Below are 21791 nucleotides of genomic sequence, written 5' to 3' on the forward strand. Positions count from 1 at the left end.
GGGCCGCCACGACGGCCGTTGGGCGTCACCGCCGGGGGTGACCGGCCCGCCGCCGGTCTCTCATGGGTCCGGCGGCGGGGGTCGTCGGGGGCTCGGCTGCCGGGGGACGGCGGCAGCCGAGCGGCTCAGCTACCGAAGTAGTTGTCGAAGTTCTTGGAGAATTCCAGGTTGTTGAAGCGGTCCCAGTTGATCGACCAGGTCATCAGTCCGCGCAGGGTGGGTCGCACGCCGTGCGGCGTGTAGCCGCCGCAGTTGCTGCCCTTGGTCAGGCAGTCGAGTGCCTTGTTCACCTCGGTGGTGGACACCCATCCGTTGCCCGCCTGGACCGAGGCCGGCATGCCGATCGCGACCTGGTCGGGTCGCAGCGCCGGGAACACGTTGTTCGTGTTGCCCGCGACCGGGAAGCCGGTGAGCAGCATGTCCGTCATCGCGATGTGGAAGTCCGCGCCGCCCATGCTGTGGTACTGGTTGTCCAGGCCCATGATCGAGCCGGAGTTGTAGTCCTGGACGTGCAGCAGGGTCAGGTCGTCGCGCAACGCGTAGATGACCGGCAGGTAGGAGCCGCAGCGCGGGTCCTGGCCGCCCCACTGGCCGGAGCCGTAGTACTGGTAGCCCATCTGCACGAAGAACGTCTCGGGTGCCATGGTGAGCACGAACCGGCTGCCGTACTTGGCCTTGAGCGTCTTGACCGCCGAGATCAGGTTGACGATCACCGGCGTGGTCGGGTTCTTGAAGTCGGTGTCACCGGTGTTCAGCGACAACGAGTGGCCCTCGAAGTCGATGTCCAGGCCGTCGAGTCCGTACTCGTCGATGATCCCGCCGACCGATTGCACGAACTTGTCCCGGGCGGCGGTGGTGGACAGTTGCACCTGGCCGTTCTGGCCGCCGATCGAGATGAGCACCTTCTTGCCGGCCGCCTGCTTGGCCCGGATGGCGGCCTTGAAGTCGGCGTCGCTCTCCACGCTCGGGCACTCGGTGACCGGGCAGCGCACGAACCGGATGTCACCGGAGGTGACCGACGTCGGCTCGCCGAAGGACAGGTTGATCACGTCCCAACTCACGGGCACATCCGCCATCTTGGTGTAGCCCGCGCCGTTGGCGAAGCTCGCGTGCAGGTAGCCGACCAGGGCGTGCGGGGGCAGTTGGCCGCCTCCGCCGTCGGTGCCGGTGGTGGCGGTGACGGCCGCCGACTTGGCCGACTCGCCGGCCGAGTTGGTCGCGCTGACCCGGAAGCTGTACGCGGTGGACGCGGTCAGGCCGGTCACCGTCGTGCCGGTCCCGGTGACCGTCAGGTCCGGCGCGCCCTCGCGGTAGACCTTGTAGCCGGTCGCCCCGGGCACCGCGTTCCAGGACAGCGGCACGGTGGTCGCGGTCGGGGTGCCGGCGGCGAGGCCGGTGGGGGTGGCCGGGACTTCGACGACGCCCGTGGTGGTCGCGCTCACGGCGGCCGACCTGGGCGACTCGCCGGCGGTGTTGGTCGCGGTGACCTGGAAGCTGTACGTGGTCCCCTGGGCCAGGCCGGTGACGGTCGCGCCGGTGCCGGTGACCGTCTGGGCCAACGCGCCGTCGCGGTAGACCTTGTAGCCGGTCGCCCCGGGCACCGCGTTCCAGGACAGCGGCACACTGGAGGCGGTGGGCGCGCCGGCGGCCAGGCCGGTGGGCGCGGCCGGGATCTGGGTGCCGCCGGGGCCGGTCAGCGACAGGTCGTCGGCGTGGTAGGCGCCCGTGCCGTACCAGCCGTGCGTATACAGGGTGACCGACGTGGTGTTCGCGCCGGTGCGGAACGTGGTGCTCAGCCGGGTCCAGTCCGGTGCGGAGCCGGTCCAGGTGGCGGGGTCGGTGGTGCCGGTGCCGGTCGCGCCGAGGTAGACGTAACTGCCGCGCAGCCAGCCGGAGATCACGTAGTCGGAGTTGGGCAGCACGGTGACCGTCTGCGTGCAGCGCGCGTTGTCGCTGCCGGCCGGGGTCGCCTTCAGGGCCGAAGTCCCGCCGTGTACGGGGGTGCTGACGGTGGCTCCGCTGCCGGCGCTGCACGTCCAGCCGGTCAGACCGGATTCGAAGCCGCCGTTCTGCACGAGTTCGGCCGCGGCCGCGACATCGGCATCGGCGGTGCCGCCGGCGGCGGTGAGCATCGCGGCGGTCAACAGGGCGGTGCTTGCGGCGGCGACGAGGGAGCGCAGCCGTTTGGGGGGACGAACGCTGGTGGATCCGGACATGGGATTCCTCGCGTGGTCGGGACGGAACGGAGCAAGGTGGGGCCGCGCCCGGGCCGGTCGCGTGGTCCGGCCCGGGCGCGACGCGCTACGGGAGCGTGTCGAGGTGCGGGCCGACCGTGTTGGAGAACTGGTTGCCGTTCAGGGCGTCCCAGTTGGTCGACCAGGTCATCGCGCCGCGCAGGCCGGGGTAGGTCTTGCTCGGCTTGAACGTGCCGCACCCGGTGCCCTTGGCGAGGCAGTCGAGCGCGTTGTTGACCACGCCCGGCGAGACGTAGCCGGATCCGGCGCCGCGCGGGGAGGCGGGCAGGCCGAGGCCGACCTGCGAGGGGGCCAGGCCGCCTTCGAGTTGGATGCAGGCCAGGCCGGTCATGAAGTCGACCGTGCCCTGGCTGTACACCTTGCCGTCACAGCCGAGCATCGCGCCGCTGTTGTAGTACTGGGTGTTGACGACGGTCAGGATGTCCTTGATCGCCAGCGCGGTCTTGAAGTACTCGGTGCCGGTGGACTGCATGTCCAGGGTCTGCGGGGCCATGGTGATCACCAGGCCGGCGCCGACCTTGCCGGACAACGAGCGCAGCGCCTGGGACATGTAGGTGGAGTTGATGCCGTTTTCCAGGTCGATGTCCACGCCGTCGAAGCCGTAGGTCTGGATCAGCGTGTACAGCGTGTTCGCGAAGTTGTTCGCCGACGAGGAGCTGTTGACCGAGACGGTGCCCTTCTCGCCGCCGACCGAGATGATCACCTTCTTGCCGGCCGCCTTCTTGGCCGCGATGTCGGCCTTGAACGCCGCCTCGGAGTAGTTCAGCGCCGGGTCCAGGGTGAACGAGACGCCGCCGGGGGTGCTCGTGGCGTCCGCGAACGAGACGGCGATGATGTCGTACTCGGCGGGCACCTGGGCGATGGTCTGGATAGTGGCGCCGTTGTTGAAGTTCTGCCAGTAGCCGGTGAGCACGTGCTTGGGCAGTTGGCCGCCGCCACCACCGGTGCCGGTGGTCGCGGTGACCGCGGCCGACTTGGCCGACTCACCCGCCGAGTTGCTCGCGCTGACCTGGAAGTTGTAGGAGGTGGACGCGGTCAGGTTGACGGCCGTCGCACTCGTCCCGGACACGGACTGCACCTTCGTGCCGTCCTGGTACACGTGGTAACCGGTGGCGCCGGGAACGGAGTTCCAGGACAGCGGCACGCTCGACGAGGTCGGGGTGCCGGCGGCCAGGCCGGTGGGGGTGGCCGGGATCTGGGTGCCGCCGCCGGTGGTGGTCGCGGTAACCGACGCCGACTTGGCCGACTCGCCGGCCGAGTTGCTCGCGCTGACCTGGAAGTCGTACGCGGTGTTCGCGGTCAGGCCGGTGACGGTCGCGTTGGTCCCGGTGACCGACTGCACCTTGGTGCCGTTCTGGTACACGTTGTAACCGGTCGCGCCGGGGACGGAGTTCCACGAGAGGGGGACACTCGTGGCGGTCGGCGCACCGGCGGCCAGGCCGGTCGGGACGGCCGGGATCTGGGTGTTGCCGCCGGGGCCGGCGAGGGTGATGTCGTCGGCGTAGTAGGCGGGTTGGCCGTACCAGCCGTGTGTGTAGACGGTGACCGAGGTGGTCGAGGGGCCGGTGCGGAACGTGGTGGTGAGTTGCTGATACGTTCCGGCGCCCGGTGTCCAGGTGGACGGGTCGGTGGTGCCGGTGCCGGTCGCGCCCAGGTAGACGTAGCTGCCCTGGACCCAGGCACTCAGCGTGTAGGCCGAGTTCGGCAACACCGTGACGGTCTGCGCGCATCGGGCGTTGTCGGCGCCCGCCGGGGTGGCCTTGAGCGCGCCGGTGCCGGTATGCGCCGGGGTGCTCACCGCGGCGCCGGAGCCGGCCGAACAGGTCCATCCGGAAAGGCCGTCCTCGAAGCCGGGATTGCTCACCAGGTTGTCGGCGGCCTGTGCGCTGCCGGCCACGGCGACGGTCAGACCGGCGCCGGCCAGGGTGAACGCCGCGAGGGCGGCGAGGGTGGGGCGTCCGCGGCGAGGGGACTTCGCTCGCGGAACATGCGAAACGCGTGCCACTACTGCCTCCGTGCGTGGAGAAGCGATGTGGGTGGACGTGGTACCGCTGCATGCGCGACAGCCCGCCCTGCGCGCATATTGGTCTAGGCCAAAGTGGTCCAGACCAATAGAGCGTGTCAAGGTTTTCCACCCGATCCGGGCCCGTTTACCTCGCCGTCCCCAACCGGTTACGCTCCGCAGTTCCCCGATTCCCGTCCCCACGACCGGATTTGCCGTGCGCCGAAGCGGGCGCGGCGGTGGATCAGACGTCGCGCCGGCCGAGCACGACGGCGGCGGCGAGCAGCGCGGCGACCGGCCACAGGGCGAACGCCGACCAGGCTCGGGCCGACGAGCCGGCGTCCGCGTCGACCAGCGTCGTCCAGGCGATCCGCGGCAGCACACCGCGCAGTTCGGCGAGAACGGGATTGCCGTCGGCGGGCACGAACTCGGGCAGCAGCACCGACACCGCGAAGACCGTGCCCAACGCGGCGACGGGGCCGCGCAGGAGGGCGCCGACGGCCAGGCCGACCAGCGCGGATGCCGGCAACAGCAACGCCGCGGCCGCGAATCCGCGCGCCGCGCCGGGCGAGCCGATCGACATGCCCAGGCCCTCGCCGGACAACACGACCTGCGCGGTGCCGAACGAGGCCGCCGCCGCGAGCACCCCGACGGCGGAGGTGACCGTGGTCAGGACGGCCGCCTTGGCGAGCAGCACCCGGCGCCGGTCCGGGACGGCGACGAACGTGGTGCGGATCAGGCCGCTGGTGAACTCGCCGACGAGGAACAGCGCGCCGACCGTGCCGGCGCCGATCATCAGCACGCCCCAGATCCCGTGGTTGAACGAGGCGCCCAGTCGATCGAGGTCGGCGCGTCCGCGCGCGCCGATCACCTGCACCCGCGAGCAGGTCGGCCAGGTGAGGCCCGCGGCGAACGGGGGTGCCAGGAGCAGCGGGAGGAACATCGTGCGTTGGCCGCGGAGTTTGAGCCATTCGGCGGCGAACAGGTCACCGAAGCGGGGACCGGCGTCGGGATGGGCGGGTCGCATCACACGTCCCGGTGGCGGAGCAACATCGGCACGAGGATCGCGGCGAGTGCCCAACCGGCGAGCGCGGTCCAGGCCGCCGCGATCGAGGGGATACGTTCCACGATGTGTCCCTGGGTCATGATGGTCAGGCGTCCCCAGGCGTACGCCGGCATGGCGTTGACCAGATGTGCGCTCGATGCGGCATCGAGCAGCGGGAGCCGCCCCCTGATCGCCACCGGGCCGAGCAGGAAGAAGACCACAACCGCGAACACGACTCCGGCGGTGTGGCGGACGATCATGGCCGCCGCCATGCCGATCAGTGCGCACATCGGGACCATCACCGTGGTGCCCGCGATGCTGCGCACGACGCCCGGGGTGCCGAAGGAGAAGCCGGTGATCCGGTCCGAGTAGGCGACGAAGGTCGCACCCCAGGCACCGATGCCGATGATCAGGCCGAGCAGGGCCAGCACGCCGCTCAGTACGACCATCTTGGCGAGCAGGACCCGACCTCGGGCCGGCACCGCGATGAAGGTGGTCCGGATCAGTCCGCTCGCGTGCTCGCCGGCGATCGTCATCGCGCCGATCGTGCCGGCGGTGGCCATCAGCAGCAGGAATCTGGGGAAGGGTAGGGCGTCATGGCCCGGGTCGACGTCCTGCCTCTGCCGGGCGGACAGGGTCGGCCAGGCGTCGTGGGTGATCGATGCCGCGTCGTAGGCGAAGTAGACGTACAGCGGCACCAGCAGGGCGAGCACGATCGGGGTCGAGCGCAGCGAGCGGAGTTTGAGCCATTCGGCGGCGATCAGGTCGCGCCGGCGGGCCGGGGCCGTGGCGGACGGGGTCGCGGCGGGTGTGGTGGTGGTCATCGTCGTGCGCCTCCTTCGGAACTCGCGGCGCGAAATTGCACGCTCTCGGCGGTGAGTTGCATGAACGCCTCCTCCAACGACCCGCCGCGGGCCATGACCTCGTGGACCATCACCCGGTGGGTGAACGCGAGTTCGTTGACCCGGGCGGCGGTCGGTCCGGCCACCGCGAGCGTGTCGGGGCCGATCCGGCGTACCGACGCGCCGGCGTCGGTGAGCACGCGGGCCAGGGCCTCCGGGTCGGGGGTGCGCACGGTGACGCCGGCGTCGGCGCGCGCGGCGAAGTCGGCGAGGGACTCGTCGGCGATCAGCCGACCCGCGCCGATCACCACGAGGTGGTCCGCGGTGTGTTCCATCTCGCTCATCAAGTGACTGGAGACCAGTACGGTCCGGCCCTCGGCCGCCAATTCGCGAAAGAGCCCGCGGGCCCAGCGGATGCCCTCCGGATCCAGGCCGTTGGTCGGCTCGTCGAACAGCAGCACCGGCGGGTCGCCGAGCAGGGCGGTGGCGATGCCCAACCGCTGCCGCATGCCGAGCGAGAAGCCGCCGATCCGCCGCGCGCCGGCCGCGCTCAGGCCGACCGTGGCCAGCACCTCCCGGACCCGGCCCCGAGGCAGGGCGTTGCTGCGGGCCAGGGCCGCCAGGTGCGCGTTCGCCGTCCGGCCCTTGTGCACGTCGTTCGCGTCCAACAACGCGCCCACGTGCCGCAGTCCGGTGCCGAACGTGCGAAACGCTCGACCGTCGATGGTCGCGGTGCCGCCGGTCGGAGTGTTCAGGCCGAGCAACATCCGCAGCGTGGTGGTCTTGCCGGCGCCGTTGGGGCCCAGGAAGCCGGTCACCCGGCCGGGCCGCACCGAGCAGGTCAGGCGGTCCACGGCCGGGGCACCGCGGCCGTAGCGCTTGGTCAATTCGTGGAATTCGATCACGCCGTCGAGCCTGCCGGTGGCCGGGGCGTGCGCACATCGGCCCACGGCCCGGGTGGGGTTGCGCCCATGGGATGCAGCCCGTGGGCTGATTCCGGCGGCGGGGGTGCCGGCTAGCATCGGCGAGGTGCAACGAACCCTGAAGCCTGCCGCCCCGCCGTCCCGGTTGTCGCCCGGTGCGCTGACCACGCTGAGTCGGTGTGCGGTGCCCGCGTTCGCGCTGCTGGTGTACGGCACGATGCCGCAGCCCTTGCATCCGGTGTTCCTGGCGCCGGATCACTTCCTGCGTCCGGGGCGGTGGCTGCTGGTGGGCCTGGCGGTGGTGCTGGCGCTGCCGATCGGCTGGGCCGGGCGGCGGCCGCTGCCGGTGCTCGGGCTGCTGCTGGTCGAGGCGTTCGTGGCCCGGACGTTCGGGATGCGCTCGTGGCCGTTGTTCCTGGCGGCGGACGTACTGGTCTTCCACATCGCGGTCGGCTGCACCCGTCGGGTCGCGGCCGGGGCGCTGGTCGGCGTGTTGACCGGATGGGCCCTGATGGCGACCGCCTTCGTACCCGTCGGCAAGGCTTTCACCGTGCTCACCGGCCCCTCCTCCACGCTCGCGGTGGCCGCCGCGGCCGGCTGGATCCTGGGCAGTTGGATCCGGCTGCGGCAGGACCACGCCGACGCGTTGCGGGCGCAGGCGGCCATTTCGGCGGTGCAGGCCGAACGGCTGCGGATCGCCCGCGAGTTGCACGATCTGGTCGCGCACCACATCGGCGCGATCGCGATCCGGGCGGGTGCGGCGAAGCGGGTGATCGCGACCCAACCGGACGGTGCGCGCGAGGCGCTGGGGGTGATCGAGACGACGAGTCGGGAGACGCTGACCGGGCTCCGGCATCTGCTCGGCGCGCTGCGGGAGCCGGATCCGGGCGGGGGGTCGGCGGCGGACGGGCACGAACAGACGCGCCTGAGGCCCGATTTGCGATCTCTCGCGCCGGCACCGGGCCTGGCGGATCTGGAGCGGCTGGTGGCGAGTACGGCCGATGCCGGGGTGCGGGTCGACGTGCGGTGGTCGGGGAAACGACGCCCGCTGGCCACCGAGGTCGAGTTGTCCGCGTACCGGATCGTCCAGGAGTCGGTGACCAACGTGCTGCGCCACGCGGACGCGCGACTCTGTCGGGTCTCCGTGGACTACGGGACGCACGAGTTGGCCATCGAGATCGTCGACGACGGCGGCGGCCGGGCGACCCGGCAGCCCGGGAGCGGTTACGGCATCGCCGGCATGCGCGAGCGGGTCGGCCTGTTGCACGGGCGGTTCAGCTCCGGGCCACGGCCGGAGGGCGGCTTCCGGGTCGCCGCGAGGTTGCCGATATGACGATCCGGGTCGTGCTGGCCGACGACCAGCCGGTGGTGCGCGCCGGCCTGCGCATGCTGATCGCCGACATCGCGGACATCGACGTGGTGGGCGAGGCCGGTACCGGAGCCGAGGCGGTGCGGCTGGCCCGCGACCTCGATCCGGACGTGGTGGTGATGGACATCCGGATGCCGGTGATGGACGGGATCGAGGCGACCCGGATCATCACGGCGGAATCGGCGTCGACGCGCGTGGTCGTGCTGACCACGTTCGACGAGGACGAGAACGTCTACGGCGCGTTGCGGGCCGGCGCGGGCGGGTTCCTGGTCAAGGACATGGTGCTGGAGGACATCATCGCGGCGGTCCGGGTGGTCGCGGCCGGCGACGCGCTGATCGCGCCGGCCGTCACCCGCCGGCTGATCGCCGGGTTCGTCGACCGGGCCCCCGCGCCCACCCGGCGAAGCCGCGAGCTCGACGGCATCACCGAGCGCGAACGCGAGGTGCTGACCCTGATCGCACGCGGCAGATCCAATGGCGAGATCGCCACCGACCTCTACATCAGCGTGGCCACGGCGAAGAGCCACGTGGCCCGCCTGCTGGCCAAACTCGACGCCCGGGACCGGGTGCAACTGGTCATCGTGGCCTACGAGTCGGGATTGGTGTGAGTTCTGGATCGTGAGTCGTCGTCCGGCGCGGGCGGGTGGGCACCCGGTGGGGTCGGGCGGGTCGGAGCCGACAACACGCGCCGGAGCACGGCGAGCAGTTCGGGGCCGGCGGGCGGGTGCGGTGCGCGCCAGGCGAGGTGGCCGTCGGGCCGGACCAGGACCGCGCCGGTCGCCGGGACGCCGCAGACGCGCTGGAAGGTGCCGGGCTCCCGTTCCCGGACCGGGCCTCCGTCGAGGACGCGCACCACGACCGTCGACCCGCTCGCCTCGGCGACCTCCGCCTGTCGTCGCCAGGCCGGCTCGTCCGCGCCGATGATCAGGGTGAAGCCGGGCGCCGGTGCGAGCAGGTCCAGGGTCGAGGTGATCCCCGGCGGCCCGATCAGGCGCGTGTGCGGGAGGCGGTGGCCGGGGCCGACGGGCGCGCGGCCGTGGGCGAGGAAGGACTCGGGTCGGTGTGGGTCGTCGGGGTCGGGGACGACGGCGGTGGAGCGGTAGACGACGTCGAGCAGGAGTTCGTCGTCGATGCGGTAGCCGGACCGGGCCGCGGCGTTGGCCCGGGACAGTTCGATCACCTCGCGGGCCGGCGCGCGGCGTTCGGCCTGGTAGCTGTCCAGGAGCGCGGGTGTGGCGCGGCCGGCGACCACGGCGGCGAGCTTCCAGGCCAGGTTGTCCGCGTCGCCGATCCCGGTGTTCATCCCGTGCCCACCGGTCGGCGGGATCACGTGCGCCGCGTCGCCCGCGAGCAGGATCCGGCCGCTGCGGTAGGCGTCGGCCAGGCGGGCGTCCATCCGCCAGACCATCGTGTCGCGCACCCGCACGTCCAGATCGGCGATGCCGGCGGCGACCCGGATCAGCTCTTCGAGGCGGCGCGGATCGGTGAAGTCCTCGTCGTCCCGCGCCTGTTCGGGGTCGAAGGGGTACTGGTGGATCCATCGGCGGTCGTTGTCGACCGCCATGAAACCGCCGCGCCCGGGTGGGGTGAGGAAGTACGAGGCGCTCGCCCGGTCGGCCACCACCGCGCCGAGCGGGGCATCGAATCGCACGCTGAGGAAGTGGCCGAGGCCGGTCGGGCCCTGCATCCCGATCCCCGCACCGGCCCGCACCGAACTGCCCGCACCGTCACAACCGACGAGCCAGTCGGCACACACGGTGTACCGCCGACCGCCGGCACGCTCCACCAGGACGGCGCGTACGTGATCGCCCTCGTCGGTGCAGGAGACCAGCCGGGTACCGAACCGGATCCGGTCCTCCCCCGCCGCGGCCCGCGCCCGGCCGAGCAGGATCGGTTCGAGCACGTCCTGCGAACAGATCAGGCCGGGCGCGGGGGTGCGTTCCGGCTGCGGCGCGTCGGGCGAATCCGCGGGGACCACGCCGGTTCGCACGAAATCGGGGTCGACCAGGTCCCGGCCGCGATAGAAGAAGACCTGCGAGGCGGGCAGGCCGGCTCGGCGTACCTCGGCTTCGAGCCCGAGGCGGCGCAGGATCTCCATCGAACGGGCGGCGATCCCCCGGGCCTTCGGGTGGTGCGCGGTGGTCGGGTGGGCTTCGACGAGGAGGTGATCGACGCCTTGATCGGACAGCAGGGCGGAGAGGGTCAGGCCGACGGGGCCGCCTCCGACGATCAGGACGGGGGTCGTGGTCGGTCCGGTCGCCACCGGAACGGTCGTCGTCGGTACGGCCTTCGTCGGTACGGCCTTCGTCGGATTCACGGCGCTCCAGACGTGCTGCTCGGCGCGGTGGACGCGGCCGATGCATCGAGTAACGTTCATCTTGATGTTTCGACGTTACCATCGGATGGCATCGGTTCGCCGAACTCCCGACCTCGACACACACGACGAGGGAGGGGGCGTACTCTCCACAATCCCAACCCACAATCCCAACCCACGGACCCGAGCCGCGGATCCCGAGCCGACACCCCGGCCGCCCCGAGAGTCGAAGACGTGACCATGACCGAGAACCTGGCCAAGGCCAACCCCCGAGGGCTGCACTTCATCGCCGAGTTGGCCAACACCGTGCAAGCCGACACGCACACCGGGCCGGCCGACCTCCAGGCCCTGCTGACGCGCCACGGCGGCCCGGCGTTCACCCTCTCCGCAGCGGACGCCCGGCAACTGTGCGAGGCCACCGCCCACCTGATCCGCATCCTGGCCACCCGGGACGAGGACCGGGCCGCCGAGGCGATCAACGACCTCCTGGACCGCTACCCGGCACAGCCCCACCTGGTCCGCCTGCCCGGCCGCCCCTGGTCCCTGCACGCCCGCGCGCCCCGGACCGCCGATCCGGCGCACTGGCTGCTCTCCACCGCCGCCCTGGCACTCGGCCTGTGGCTCAGCGAACGGGGCGGCTGCGCCTGGGGCCAATGCGCCGCTCCCGACTGCGCCGACTACTTCATCGACACCGGCCGCCGCGCGCCCCAGCGCTACTGCACCACCCGCTGCGCGACCCGAGTACGCGTGGCCACCCACCGCGCCCACAAATCGACGACGACGAACCGGGCCGAATAGGGCCCTTCCGGCGCATCGGGTACGGGCCACCCGGAACCGGCCGATCGATACGGCGGAGGCGCCGGGCCCCGTTCGCCCGGGCGGTCAGGGCGTGTCCTGCGGTGCGGTCGCGGTCGGGGTGGGTCGTGGTGTCGGGCGGCGGCGGTGGACGACCCGCAGGATGTCGGCCCACGCGACGGCGGCCATCGCCGCGCAGACGGCCGCGGCCGGGATCCAGAGCGCGCGGGCGCCGCCCAGGTCGATGTCGGCGGCCACGGCACACAACGTGCCGGCCAGGATCAGGATGGGCAGCGCGATCCCCGCGGGGGCCAGCCGCCGGGCGAGCGGGCCGCCCGCCGCGGGCGGTCGGCCGCCGGAGCCCCGATTCGGCGTCGGACGGGGGGCTGAGGCAGTCATGGCCGAAACCTATCCGGAACCCGTCCGGCCACACCGCACAGGCGACCCGGCCGACGCTCGGGCCACGCGCGTGGCGCCCGGGTCGTGGGTCAGGGCTTGCGTCGTGGGTCAGGGCCCGCGTCGTGGCGACGGTTATCCCACCGGGTGCGGGCGAGGCTCGCGTGGGCCGCGGAAGGGCTGTGTCCGGCTGAGCACGAGGTTGGTGGTCGTGCTCCCGAACCGGGCCAACGCGTCGACGAGTTCCTCCAGGTGGGACATCGACGTGGCCGCCACCTTCAGTACGTAGCAGTCGTCCCCGGTGGTGCGCAGGCACTCCAGAATCTCCGAGCGCTCCGCGAGCAGTCGGCGCAGCGGCTCGTGCCGGGTGCCCGGATACTTCAGTCGGACCACGGCCAGCACCGCGTAGCCGGTCCGCTCCAGATCCACCTCCGCCCGAAAGCCGGTGATCACGCCGGCCGCCTCCAGCCGCCGCACCCGCTCGGTCGTCGCCGACGCGCTCAGATTCACCCGCCGGGCCAGCTCCGTATAGGCGATCCGGCCGTCCCGCTGAACCTCGTCCAGGATCGCCCAGTCGGTCGCGTCAAGATTCTCGGTCATTCGCCGAGATTACCGGTGGATCCACGGCCGAACCGCGTCTGAACAGGCCGGATTCCCTTCTGGCCACCCGTCCCGGCCGGCTAGGCTCGATGTCGTGAAGATCGGAGTCAACGTCCTCAATTTCGGCCCCGGCACCGATCCGGGAGTCCTGCGCAACTGGGCCCGGACCGTGGAAGACCTGGGTTTCGACCTACTGATGGTCTCGGACCACATCGCCGTCACGCCCGACGTCGCCCGGCAATATCCGGCCCCCTTCTACGAGCCGTTCACCACCCTGTCCTGGCTGGCCGGCATCACCACCCGGATCCGGCTCGGCACCACGGTCCTCATCGCGCCCTACCGGCATCCGCTGCTCACCGCCCGAATGGCGGCCAACCTGAACGAGCTCAGCGACGGCCGGTTCGTCCTGGGCGTCGGGGTGGGCTGGGCGCGCCAGGAGTTCGCCGCGCTCGGGGTCCCGTTCGAACGACGCGGCCGACTGACCGACGAGCATTTGCAGGCCGTTCGGGCGGCCTGGGCGGACACGGCCGACTACGGAAACCGGTCGATCCCGATCTGGGTCGGTGGGCACAGCGACGCGGGGCTGCGTCGGGCCGTACGGCTCGGGGACGCGTGGCATCCGCTGCGCTGCACCATGCCCTGGCTGCGCGAAGCCGTGGGCAGGCTGGCGGCCCTCGCGGACGAGGAAGCACTCCCGGTGCCCGGATTCGCCCCGCGGATCGTGCTCCGAACCACCACGGCGCCGGTCGAGGGATCGCAACGACTCGCCGGAGAGGGCACGATCGACCAGATCGTCGACGACCTCGAACAACTGCGGCTGCTGGGCGCCGAAACCGTCGTCCTCGACCCGTACGGCGGCGATCCCCGGGAGACCCGCCACCCACAGGCGGCCTGGCAGGCACTCGCCGAGGTGGCCGCCCGGTTCCAGACCCCCCGCACGTGATCGGAGCAATCATGACCACGCCCGACGACCACGCCCTCCTCCGGCAGGCCATCGAACTCGCGGCCGAGGCCCGCGCGGGCGGAAACCCGCCCTTCGGTTCGCTGCTGGCGGCGCCGGACGGAACGATTTTGGCGGAGGCGCACAACACGACACTCACCGACCGGGACGTGACCGCACACCCGGAATTGAAGCTCGCCAGATGGGCCGCACGAGAGTTGGACGCGGCCACGGCGGCGGAGACCACGATGTACACGAGTTGCCAGCCCTGCGAGATGTGCGCGGCGGTCATCCGGCGGGCCGGACTGCGCCGTGTGGTGTTCGCCCTGTCCGCCGAGCAGCTCCTGGACATCAGGCCGGCCCCCGACCAGCCCGCCGTGCCCGAAATCGGGCCGGCGCTGCTCGAAGAGGTGCGGGAGGTCGTCGCGGGCTATTACCGCTGACCCGCACGGCACCCGCGCCTCGATGGCGTCGTCGGGGTTCGGCTGCTGTTGTGCTCCGGGCTGCGCCGTACCAACGCCTGGCGCGCCTTGGGCGCTTGGGCTTCGGAGCTCCGGTGCTTGGTGCTTGGTGCTTGGTGCTTGGTGCTTGGTGCTTCCGTGCTTCGTGGCTCAGGGCGAGACCTCGTAGCGGGTGGCGATCGCGGCGGCCCGGTCGCGCAGGGAGGTGCGCAACGACTGCGGGGTCAGGGCTTCCGCGTCCGTGGCGAGTTGCCACAGCGCCCATTCGGCGTGTCGTGAATCCTGATAGGTCACCTCCAGCCGCAGCCAACCGTCCGCGTCGGGTTCCTCGGCGCGGACGGCCAGCGCGGTGTTCAGCAGGTCCTCCCGTCGCTCCGGGTTCACCCGTACCAGTGCGGTGACCTGGTCGTCGCCGGACAAAAACTGCGCGCAGCGTTCGCGCCAGACCCGGTCCAGATCGACCCGGTTCGGTCGCTGCGCCGGTTCGGGGAGTTCCTCGGCGGCCGACATCCGGGACAGCCGGTAGGTGCGGTCCGCGCCGGATCTCGTGGCCAGCAGGTAGGCCCGGTCGCGTACGGTGACCAGGCCGATCGGGTCCACCGTGCGCCATTGGGGCGGCTGGTTCGCAGCCGCGTAGTGGATGCGGAGCCGGTGTCCGGCGAGCACCGCGCGCCGGACCTCGATCATGGTCGTGTCGGGCACCTCCTCGGTGACCAGCCGGCGGGAGAGCAGGTCGGTCTCCGGGTCGACGAGAAATCGCTGGGCCGCGTCGCTCGCGGTGGCCCGATGCCCCTCGGGCAGCGCGTCGACCACCTTGCGCATGGCCGAGGCGAGTGCCGAGCCGAGGCCGAACACCTGCTCGCCGCGCGCCGATCCGGCGGTCAGCAGGGCGAGGGCCTCGTCGTGATTCAGGCCGGTCAGCTCGGTCCGGAAGCCGGGCGACAAGGCGAACCCGCCGTGCCGACCGCGTTCGGCGTAGACCGGAACGCCGGCTGCGGACAGTGCCTCGATGTCGCGCAGCACGGTGCGCGTGGACACCTCCAACTCATCGGCCAGCGCGGCGGCGGTCAGGCGACCGTGCCGGCGCAGCAGCAACACCAGCGAGACCAGACGATCGGCGCGCATGGCAAGAAATTTATCGGAATACACGACAGGAGGTGTCGTGATTTGTTGGCAGGCTCGTCCACAAGACGTCGACGGCGGTGGTTTCCGAACCGACGGACGTGCGTACTTCCGACGAATCGAATGGAGCTGATGGGGCAATGGAGCGAACGGCAGTCAACCCGGTGACGTGGTCGGTGGAACTGGGCTTCAACCAAGGTGAGATCGTCTCCGGGGAGAGCCGGACCCTGTACTGCTCCGGCCAGACCGCGATGAGCGGTGACGGAAAGCCGCAACATGACGGTGACATGGCAGCGCAGTTGGCGCTGAGTCTGGACAATCTGGAGGCCGTTCTCGGCGAGGCCGGCATGTCGCTGGCGAACCTCGTCCGGCTCAACGTCTACACCACGGACGTCGATCTGCTCTTCCGGCACTACGGCGTGCTGGCGTCGCGGTTGGGCGCCGCCGCGGTGGCGCCGACGAGCACGATGCTTGAGGTGACACGGTTGGCGATCCCGACGCTGATGGTCGAGTTGGAGGGGACGGCCGTCGCGTGATGCGGCTTCGGCGCGTTCGGTAGGCCGTCGGTCGAAGTGCGGCCTCGGCACCTCCGGTTGGGCCGTCGGACGAGTCGCCGGTCCGGCCGGTGGTAGTGCTTCCGGTCGAACGGGCGGGGGTGGCAGGTGGGTTGGGTGCGTGGGTGGGTTCGGTGGTCGAAATGATGACGATCGGCGTCCGGGCCGGTGGCTTCGACGGCGGGTCCTGGTCGGCACGATCGCCGCACGTGGCCGCCCGCCTGCTGCTGGACGGATGCCGGCGTCGGGGTGGTGCGGCCGCGTCGGTGGCGCTGTGTCGGTGGCGCCGTGCCAGTGGCTCTGTTGTCAGCGCTCCGGGGCCGGTTGCCGGTCGGGGAGGGCGGCCAGGAGGACCTCGCAGAGGGTTTCGATGTCGCCGGCCATGTCGATTTCGGGGTTGAGGAGCCATTGGAGTTGGAGGCCGTCGACGGCGGCGAGGAGGATGCGGGCGGTCCAGGCGGGGTCGGTGTCGGCGGCCGGGCCCGGGCTGGTGGGGGTGTAGGACTCCAGGGAATCGGCGATGCGGGTGCGCAGGTGGGTGTAGCGCTCGGTGAAGAAGTCGTGGGCCGGGTGCTCGGGTTCGGCGGCGGCCGCGGCCAGGTCGACGAAGAGTTTGACCAGGCCGGGGGTGCGGGCGTTGTTGGTCAGCAGGTCTGCGGGCGAGGCCGTGCCCAGATCGCCGTAGGTCGCCGCATCGGCCGCGTCGCGCGCGGCCAGCACCGCGGTGAGCAGCGCTTCCCGGCCGCCGAAGTGGTGTACGACACCGGCGTCGGTCATGCCTACCCGCTCGGCGATGTCGCGGACGGTGACCTTGCGGCTGCCGGCCTCGGCGTAGGCGGTGAGCGCGGCGTCCAGGATCTGCTGCCGCTTGTCCGCGCTCTTCCGGTAGGGACCCCGCGGGCCTCGGGTACTCACGACGACCACTCTATGCCGGACCTGCGGCCTTCTTTAAAACCTCGACACTCAAGGTTTTAAGGATTATCGTGGCGCTCACCCCCTCCAGAGCCGAGAGAGGCCCCGCCAGGATGAGCACCGACGCCGACGACGCCGCCACCCCCGTACCCCTGCCCGACGGCTTCCTGTGGGGCGCCTCGACCGCCGCCCACCAGATCGAGGGCAACAACGTCAACAGTGACTGGTGGGCCCTGGAACACGGCGGCCACGGCCACATCGGGGAGCCCAGCGGCGACGCCGCCGACAGCTATCACCGCTGGCCCGAAGACCTCGATCTGCTGGCCGAACTCGGCTTCACCGACTACCGCTTCGGCATCGAATGGGCTCGGATCGAACCCGCGCCGGGCGAGTTCTCCCGGGCCGAGATCGCGCACTACCGCCGGATGGTCGACGGTGCGATCGAACGCGGCCTGCGCCCGTTGATCACGCTGAACCACTTCACCGTGCCGCGCTGGTTCGCCGAGCGCGGCGGGTGGACTGCGGCCGGCGCGGTGGACCTGTTCGTCCGCTATGTCGAGGCGATCGCGCCAATCATCGCAACCGACGTCCGGCATGTGTGCACCATCAACGAGCCCAACATGGTAGCGATCTTCGGCGCGATCCGGCAACTCGGGATGGACGCGATGCCGAGCGTCGGCCTCCCGGAACCGGACGCGGACACCACCGACGCCCTGATCTCGGCCCACCATCGGGCCCGCGCCGCGATCAAAGCCATCTCGCCCGATATCCGGGTCGGTTGGTCCGTCGCCAACCAGGTCTACCAGCCGCTCCCGGGCGCGGAGGCGGTGGCCGCCGCGTACCGTCGATCCCGCGAGGACGTCTTCCTGGAAGCGGCGCGCGACGACGACTGGGTCGGCGTGCAGTCGTACACCCGCACCCGAATCGGCCCGGACGGCCCGATTCCCACCGCCGAGGACGCCGAACGCACGCTCACCGGCTGGGAGTTCTACCCCCGAGCACTGGGCGAGGCACTACGCCACACGGCAGCGGTGGTCGGCCCGGTCCCGCTGATCGTCACCGAAAACGGCATCGCCACCGACGACGACACCCGCCGCATCGCCTACACCACCGGCGCCCTGGCCGGCCTTGCCGCAGCCTTGGCCGACGGCATCGACGTACGCGGCTACCTGCACTGGACCCTGCTGGACAACTACGAATGGGGCTCCTATCGACCCACCTTCGGCCTGATCGCGGTGGACCGACGGACATTCACCCGAACGCCGAAGCCCTCGGCCAAGTGGCTCGCAGACGTGGGCCGTTCGGGATCCTTGCCACGAACGCGGGAATGACGGCGGGCGGTCGCGGTGATCCGACTCGGAGGGCGCGGCACGGCGCGGCGAGGCGGTGGGCGGGGCTCGTGGGCCGGGCCAGGTCGCGAGCGCGGCGCACCAGCCGACCCGAGTCGCAAGCCGGGCCCGGGGGCCGAGTCGGCAAGCGGCAAGCGCCGTGCCGTACCCCGATCCGGCGCCGACGTGCAACAGATCGGCACCTTCACACAGGCGAGCGTGCCGGTACATGTTGACGGCCGGAGTCGGCAGCGTTGACGACAACGTCGCGAACCGCTCGGTCACCTCGGCGCCCTTGCTCGCGTCATCGGCGTGATGCGGACCGATTCGAGTCACCAGCGTGCGATCCGATTACACCGCGTCCGCGCCCATGCTTCGGGGTCGTCGTACCCCCGCTGTACCGCCCACCCGTCCCCATCGGTCGGTTCCCTCCACCCCGGCACGAAGGTGTGCCGGGGTGTATGGGCAACCGCGCTGCGCCATCCGGATACCGGACGGGTCACGGTGTCGGCGATTCTCCGTGCCGGACGCCGCCCATCCATGGTCGCTCCGTTACTCGTCGGGCGTGTCGTCGTATGAGGGCATGCACGATTCCCGCCCGTTCGGCCCGTCGAGCCACACCCATTGGCCGTCACGGGTCACGGTGACCCCGTGCTGTCGTCCAGCTCCAGGCCGAGGGCCACGAGCTCCGGGAGGAGGACGTCGCCAGGCTCTCCCGCTCAAGCACCGCGATCTGAACCTGCTCGCCGCTACAGCCTCACCCCGAGCGTCCCATCCGCCGGCGCCCCGCACCCGCTCCGCGACCCGGACGCGGTCGGAACCGGATGAAGACGAGACCGGCGCGGAATGAATCCGGCCCGTCGTTGCCTGCGGCCCGGCACAGGCTCGCCCGGGTGGTCAAAGGAGGGCACCGCCGGAGACCTCGATGCGCTGGGCGGTCATCCAGCGCAGGCCCTCGGACGCCAGCGTGGCGATGGCGTCGCCGATCTCCTCGGGATCGCCGACGCGGCCGAGCGCGGTCTGCCCGGCGAGACCCCGGCGCATCTCGGCGTCATCCCGCATGGCACCGCCGTTGAAGTCGGTGGCGGTCGGCCCCGGGGCAATGGAGTTGACCCGGATGCCGCGGGGGCCGAGTTCTGCCGCCAGAGTGCGGCTCAGGGCCTCGACGGCGGCCTTCGAGGCGGAGTAGACCGAGGTCGCGGGACTGGTGTGGCGAGTCAACGACGACGAGACGTTGATGACGTGGGCGTCCTGCGCCAGCAGCGGCACAAGCGACTGGATGAGGAAGAACGTGCCCCGCACGTTCGTGCCGAACACCGTGTCGAAGTCGTCGGCCGTGACAGCTTCCAGCGGGCCGAAGACACCCACCCCCGCGTTGTTGACCACGATATCGAGCCGCGAAGCCCCCCAGCGCTCAAGCAGTCCGCTCAGCTCGGAAGCGAAGGCTCCGAAGGAGGGGACGTCGCTGATGTCGAGACGCACGACTCCGGCAGTCCCGCCCGCAGCTTGCACTTGCTGCGCCGTCTCCTCGGCCCCGGCCGCGTCACCGCGATGGGTGACCACGACCCGCACCCCACGCGCCGCCAGGGCAAGAGCCGTACTCCGACCCAGGCCACGGTTCGCACCGGTCACCAAGGCGATCCTGTCGACTGTCAGCACAGCTGCTCCCTCATCGCACGGCACCCGAGAGACGGCGGGCGCGCAATCAGATGCGAGTCGCTTGACTGGCCTTTCCACCGCACCGTAGTCAGGCGAAAAGAGGCGAGTCAAGTGACTCGCCTCGGAGCTAGGGCATACTGAACGCATGGCAGCAGAGCTCTCCGCGCATCACCGCCGCCTCGCCCAGCAAAAGCGTGAGGCGATCATCTCCGCAGCCACGGACCTCTTCCTGAACCGCGGTTACGACGGCACTTCCCTCGCCCGCATCGCCGAAGGGGCGGCAGTCTCGAAGTCCACCCTGTTCAAGCAGTTCCCCACCAAGGCAGCCCTCTTCGAGGCCATCGTCACCGAGTCCTGGCAGCGTGACGCCGGAGGCACCGTCGCACGGCCTCAGGCCGGAGACCTGCGTTCCGGCCTGACCTCCATCGGCCACCGCTACGCCGACCTGATCGGCCGGCCCGGCATGACAGCCCTGTTCCGCATCGTCATCGCCGAGCTGCCCCGCTTCCCCGAACTGGGACGGATGCAGTTCCAGCTCGGCAAGCTGCCCTACTTCACCTCGGTCCAGCACTACCTGGAGTCGGAGCACGAGGCCGGTAACGCCGACGTCCCGGACGCCGAGAGCGCCGCCAACCAGTTCCTCGGGATGATCGGCAACTACGTCCTGTGGCCCCGCATGCTGCTGACCGACTGGAACCCCGCAGCCTCCGACATCCGCCACGCCGTCGAGCAGGCCGTAGAGACCATGCTCGCCCGCTACACCTCCGATCGACCGGCCTGATCCGAAGTCCGAGATGTTCCGCCTCGTTCGCGGCACGGGGCACATCCTCGGCGTGCTCGACGTCCTCCACCGCGAGCGCCTCGCGCTCCGCATCCACGACGGCGCGTTCTCCGCGATGGACCTCACCGCCCGCCACCCGCGCGCCGGCGAGCTCCTGTCCACGGTGAAGTTCATGGTGCAGACCCTCGCCGCCGCCGGCGAACTCCGGCGCGACCTCCAGCGGGAGCCGACCTACGACGGCCTGCGCGCCGCCGGCCAAGGGCAACAAGGGCGGGCGCCCGCCGTGGCGGCCGCGAAGACTGCGAGCGTCCGTACCGCCTACCCGGAGGGCCGCTCGATCGCCGCCCTCGCCCGCGACCACGGCGTCAGCCGCGGCGCGATCCGTACGGCCGTCGCCGACCTCATGCCCGACCACGCCGCCGTCGAGGAGGACGTCCCGGCGCCGGAACTGCCGGTCGCCCTCGACATGCCGGGCAACGTCGCCGACTTCCTCCGTGCGGCCGATCCGGAGCCCGCCGAGCGGGATCCGCTCGATCAGGGGGTGACCGTAAAGCGTGGCCAGGGCTACACCCTGCGCGTCGGCGCCGCCCCAGCCGTGCACCGCCGGTTCCTCGCCCGCTGCCGGCCGCTCGACGGCGGCCACGGCGTTCCCGCGGTCCCGGCACAGCGCAAGGCCCGCCGCGAGTACGAGAACCGTGTCAGCACGCTCACGCCGACCGGACCATGATCGTTCTCAGCGCCAATGGCTTTACCGACGTTCCCCGAGGCCGTAGTCGAACCAGATCCGGTGGGTGCCGTCCGCGTCGACTCCGATGCCCCCGGTCCCGGTGATCCCAGCCAACGCAGCCGTTCCACTGCCGGGGACGACAATGAAGAATTCGTCCGATCTCCCTTCACCCGCAGTGGTCGCGGAGTGCGCGAAATTGAAGGTGCCCGCCTGCCCGTGGAGCGTCCCCTCGAAGGACTCCATGGCGACATACGTCCCCGCCCCGCTGGACTGGTCGAACGCGGCGGTGAACAGGGTCGCAGAACGGCCGGCGATCTCGCCTTCGTACTGCTTCTCCATGGTGGCGACACCGACGGGCAGCGCCGTCTCGATCGCGGGACTCGGCAACGAAGTCGGGGTGAACTCGGCAACCTTGAACGTTCCTGAAGCTCGCATCCCCGGATCGTAGGCCCCACCACCGACATCGCCCCCGAGCATCCGTCCATGATCCGCCGGACAGGAACAGGCTTTGGCCTCACCGTCATCACCAGGCCCCGCCCGTACGGAGCCCGCCAAACGCACCATTGCTTCCTCGACGAGCCCGCACCTCGACAAGGTGGACCCGGTTCCGCCCTGCGGTCTGACTCTCTTCGAACTACCGCTCCCCCGCCCTGCCCACCCCCCGGCGCGTCAGCGCCCCCGACCCAGCCCCACCCCGGTGATCGACGCGCGCAGCGCGGAGAGCGGCGGAGCCGCAGAACAAAGACTTCGTGCCCCGTAGCGAGCG

Annotated in this window: 21 protein-coding genes; 9 read left to right on the plus strand and 12 right to left on the minus strand. The window is 71.2% G+C overall.

Annotated features, from left to right (window positions below; translation table 11 throughout):
• Positions 1-125 precede the first annotated feature (125 nt).
• The 5 genes from ABZ374_RS10750 to ABZ374_RS10770 form a co-directional block, all read right to left on the minus strand.
• Positions 126-2216 carry a glycoside hydrolase family 18 protein gene (locus tag ABZ374_RS10750; protein WP_360309210.1) on the minus strand — a complete coding sequence of 697 codons (2091 nt, stop codon included), beginning with the start codon at positions 2214-2216 and terminating at the stop codon, positions 126-128.
• 85 nt (positions 2217-2301) lie between these two features.
• Complete coding sequence (locus tag ABZ374_RS10755; RefSeq protein ID WP_360309212.1) at positions 2302-4260, minus strand: glycoside hydrolase family 18 protein; 1959 nt, start codon at positions 4258-4260, stop codon at positions 2302-2304.
• Positions 4261-4501: 241 nt separating this feature from the next.
• Complete coding sequence (locus tag ABZ374_RS10760; protein ID WP_360309214.1) at positions 4502-5284, minus strand: ABC transporter permease; 783 nt, start codon at positions 5282-5284, stop codon at positions 4502-4504.
• The gene (locus ABZ374_RS10765) at positions 5284-6126 is read right to left on the minus strand and encodes an ABC transporter permease (RefSeq protein WP_360309216.1); all 843 of its coding nucleotides are present in this window, start codon (positions 6124-6126) and stop codon (positions 5284-5286) included. Before ABZ374_RS10765 ends, ABZ374_RS10760 begins: the two co-directional genes overlap by 1 nt.
• A complete protein-coding gene (locus ABZ374_RS10770; RefSeq protein WP_360309218.1) occupies positions 6123-7049 on the minus strand; it encodes an ATP-binding cassette domain-containing protein in 927 nt (308 codons plus the stop codon). Before ABZ374_RS10770 ends, ABZ374_RS10765 begins: the two co-directional genes overlap by 4 nt.
• 124 nt (positions 7050-7173) lie before the next feature.
• Here ABZ374_RS10770 and ABZ374_RS10775 point away from each other — a divergent pair, with 124 nt between their 5' ends.
• Both ABZ374_RS10775 and ABZ374_RS10780 read left to right on the plus strand, forming a co-directional pair.
• Positions 7174-8400 carry a sensor histidine kinase gene (locus ABZ374_RS10775; protein ID WP_360309220.1) on the plus strand — a complete coding sequence of 409 codons (1227 nt, stop codon included), beginning with the start codon at positions 7174-7176 and terminating at the stop codon, positions 8398-8400.
• Complete coding sequence (locus ABZ374_RS10780) at positions 8397-9044, plus strand: response regulator transcription factor (protein ID WP_360309222.1); 648 nt, start codon at positions 8397-8399, stop codon at positions 9042-9044. The genes ABZ374_RS10775 and ABZ374_RS10780 overlap by 4 nt, the downstream gene beginning before the upstream one ends.
• Here ABZ374_RS10780 and ABZ374_RS10785 read toward each other — a convergent pair.
• On the minus strand, positions 9023-10813 hold the full coding sequence (locus ABZ374_RS10785; RefSeq protein ID WP_360309224.1) for an FAD-dependent monooxygenase: 1791 nt from the start codon (positions 10811-10813) through the stop codon (positions 9023-9025). The genes ABZ374_RS10780 and ABZ374_RS10785 overlap by 22 nt on opposite strands.
• 177 nt (positions 10814-10990) lie before the next feature.
• Here ABZ374_RS10785 and ABZ374_RS10790 point away from each other — a divergent pair, with 177 nt between their 5' ends.
• A complete protein-coding gene (locus ABZ374_RS10790) occupies positions 10991-11548 on the plus strand; it encodes a CGNR zinc finger domain-containing protein (protein ID WP_360309274.1) in 558 nt (185 codons plus the stop codon).
• An 84-nt stretch (positions 11549-11632) separates the two neighbouring features.
• Here ABZ374_RS10790 and ABZ374_RS10795 read toward each other — a convergent pair whose 3' ends face one another.
• Positions 11633-11944, minus strand: coding sequence for a hypothetical protein (locus tag ABZ374_RS10795; RefSeq protein ID WP_360309226.1), 312 nt, complete (start codon positions 11942-11944; stop codon positions 11633-11635).
• Between the two features lie 132 nt (positions 11945-12076).
• Positions 12077-12541 (minus strand): Lrp/AsnC family transcriptional regulator, encoded by a 465-nt coding sequence (locus ABZ374_RS10800; protein ID WP_360309228.1) that lies wholly within the window; start codon positions 12539-12541, stop codon positions 12077-12079.
• 94 nt (positions 12542-12635) lie between these two features.
• Here ABZ374_RS10800 and ABZ374_RS10805 point away from each other — a divergent pair, with 94 nt between their 5' ends.
• Entirely contained in the window at positions 12636-13484 is an 849-nt protein-coding gene (locus ABZ374_RS10805; protein WP_360309230.1) for an LLM class flavin-dependent oxidoreductase, read from the plus strand.
• Positions 13485-13495: 11 nt separating this feature from the next.
• Complete coding sequence (locus tag ABZ374_RS10810) at positions 13496-13924, plus strand: nucleoside deaminase (protein ID WP_360309232.1); 429 nt, start codon at positions 13496-13498, stop codon at positions 13922-13924.
• 168 nt (positions 13925-14092) lie between these two features.
• On the opposite strand, the gene ABZ374_RS10815 is transcribed toward ABZ374_RS10810, so the two are convergent.
• Entirely contained in the window at positions 14093-15067 is a 975-nt protein-coding gene (locus tag ABZ374_RS10815; protein ID WP_360309234.1) for a WYL domain-containing protein, read from the minus strand.
• Between the two features lie 137 nt (positions 15068-15204).
• On the opposite strand from ABZ374_RS10815, the gene ABZ374_RS10820 reads away from it, so the two are divergent.
• Positions 15205-15600 carry a RidA family protein gene (locus ABZ374_RS10820; protein ID WP_360309236.1) on the plus strand — a complete coding sequence of 132 codons (396 nt, stop codon included), beginning with the start codon at positions 15205-15207 and terminating at the stop codon, positions 15598-15600.
• A 324-nt stretch (positions 15601-15924) separates the two neighbouring features.
• Here ABZ374_RS10820 and ABZ374_RS10825 read toward each other — a convergent pair whose 3' ends face one another.
• On the minus strand, positions 15925-16533 hold the full coding sequence (locus tag ABZ374_RS10825) for a TetR/AcrR family transcriptional regulator (RefSeq protein ID WP_360309238.1): 609 nt from the start codon (positions 16531-16533) through the stop codon (positions 15925-15927).
• Between the two features lie 110 nt (positions 16534-16643).
• On the opposite strand from ABZ374_RS10825, the gene ABZ374_RS10830 reads away from it, so the two are divergent.
• Positions 16644-17861 (plus strand): family 1 glycosylhydrolase, encoded by a 1218-nt coding sequence (locus ABZ374_RS10830; protein WP_360309240.1) that lies wholly within the window; start codon positions 16644-16646, stop codon positions 17859-17861.
• 894 nt (positions 17862-18755) lie between these two features.
• Here the strand turns inward: ABZ374_RS10830 and ABZ374_RS10835 are convergent.
• On the minus strand, positions 18756-19514 hold the full coding sequence (locus tag ABZ374_RS10835) for an SDR family oxidoreductase (protein ID WP_360309276.1): 759 nt from the start codon (positions 19512-19514) through the stop codon (positions 18756-18758).
• 148 nt (positions 19515-19662) lie between these two features.
• On the opposite strand from ABZ374_RS10835, the gene ABZ374_RS10840 reads away from it, so the two are divergent.
• Positions 19663-20298, plus strand: a complete 636-nt coding sequence (locus ABZ374_RS10840) for a TetR/AcrR family transcriptional regulator (RefSeq protein WP_360309242.1) — start codon at positions 19663-19665, stop codon at positions 20296-20298.
• 13 nt (positions 20299-20311) lie between these two features.
• Complete coding sequence (locus ABZ374_RS10845) at positions 20312-21025, plus strand: hypothetical protein (RefSeq protein WP_360309244.1); 714 nt, start codon at positions 20312-20314, stop codon at positions 21023-21025.
• 21 nt (positions 21026-21046) lie between these two features.
• Here the strand turns inward: ABZ374_RS10845 and ABZ374_RS10850 are convergent, their stop codons facing one another.
• Positions 21047-21460 (minus strand): DUF3224 domain-containing protein, encoded by a 414-nt coding sequence (locus ABZ374_RS10850; RefSeq protein WP_360309246.1) that lies wholly within the window; start codon positions 21458-21460, stop codon positions 21047-21049.
• Positions 21461-21791 lie beyond the last annotated feature (331 nt).

Origin of the sequence: Embleya sp. NPDC005971, from assembly GCF_040629175.1 — a bacterium.
Classification (GTDB): Bacteria; Actinomycetota; Actinomycetes; order Streptomycetales; family Streptomycetaceae; genus Embleya.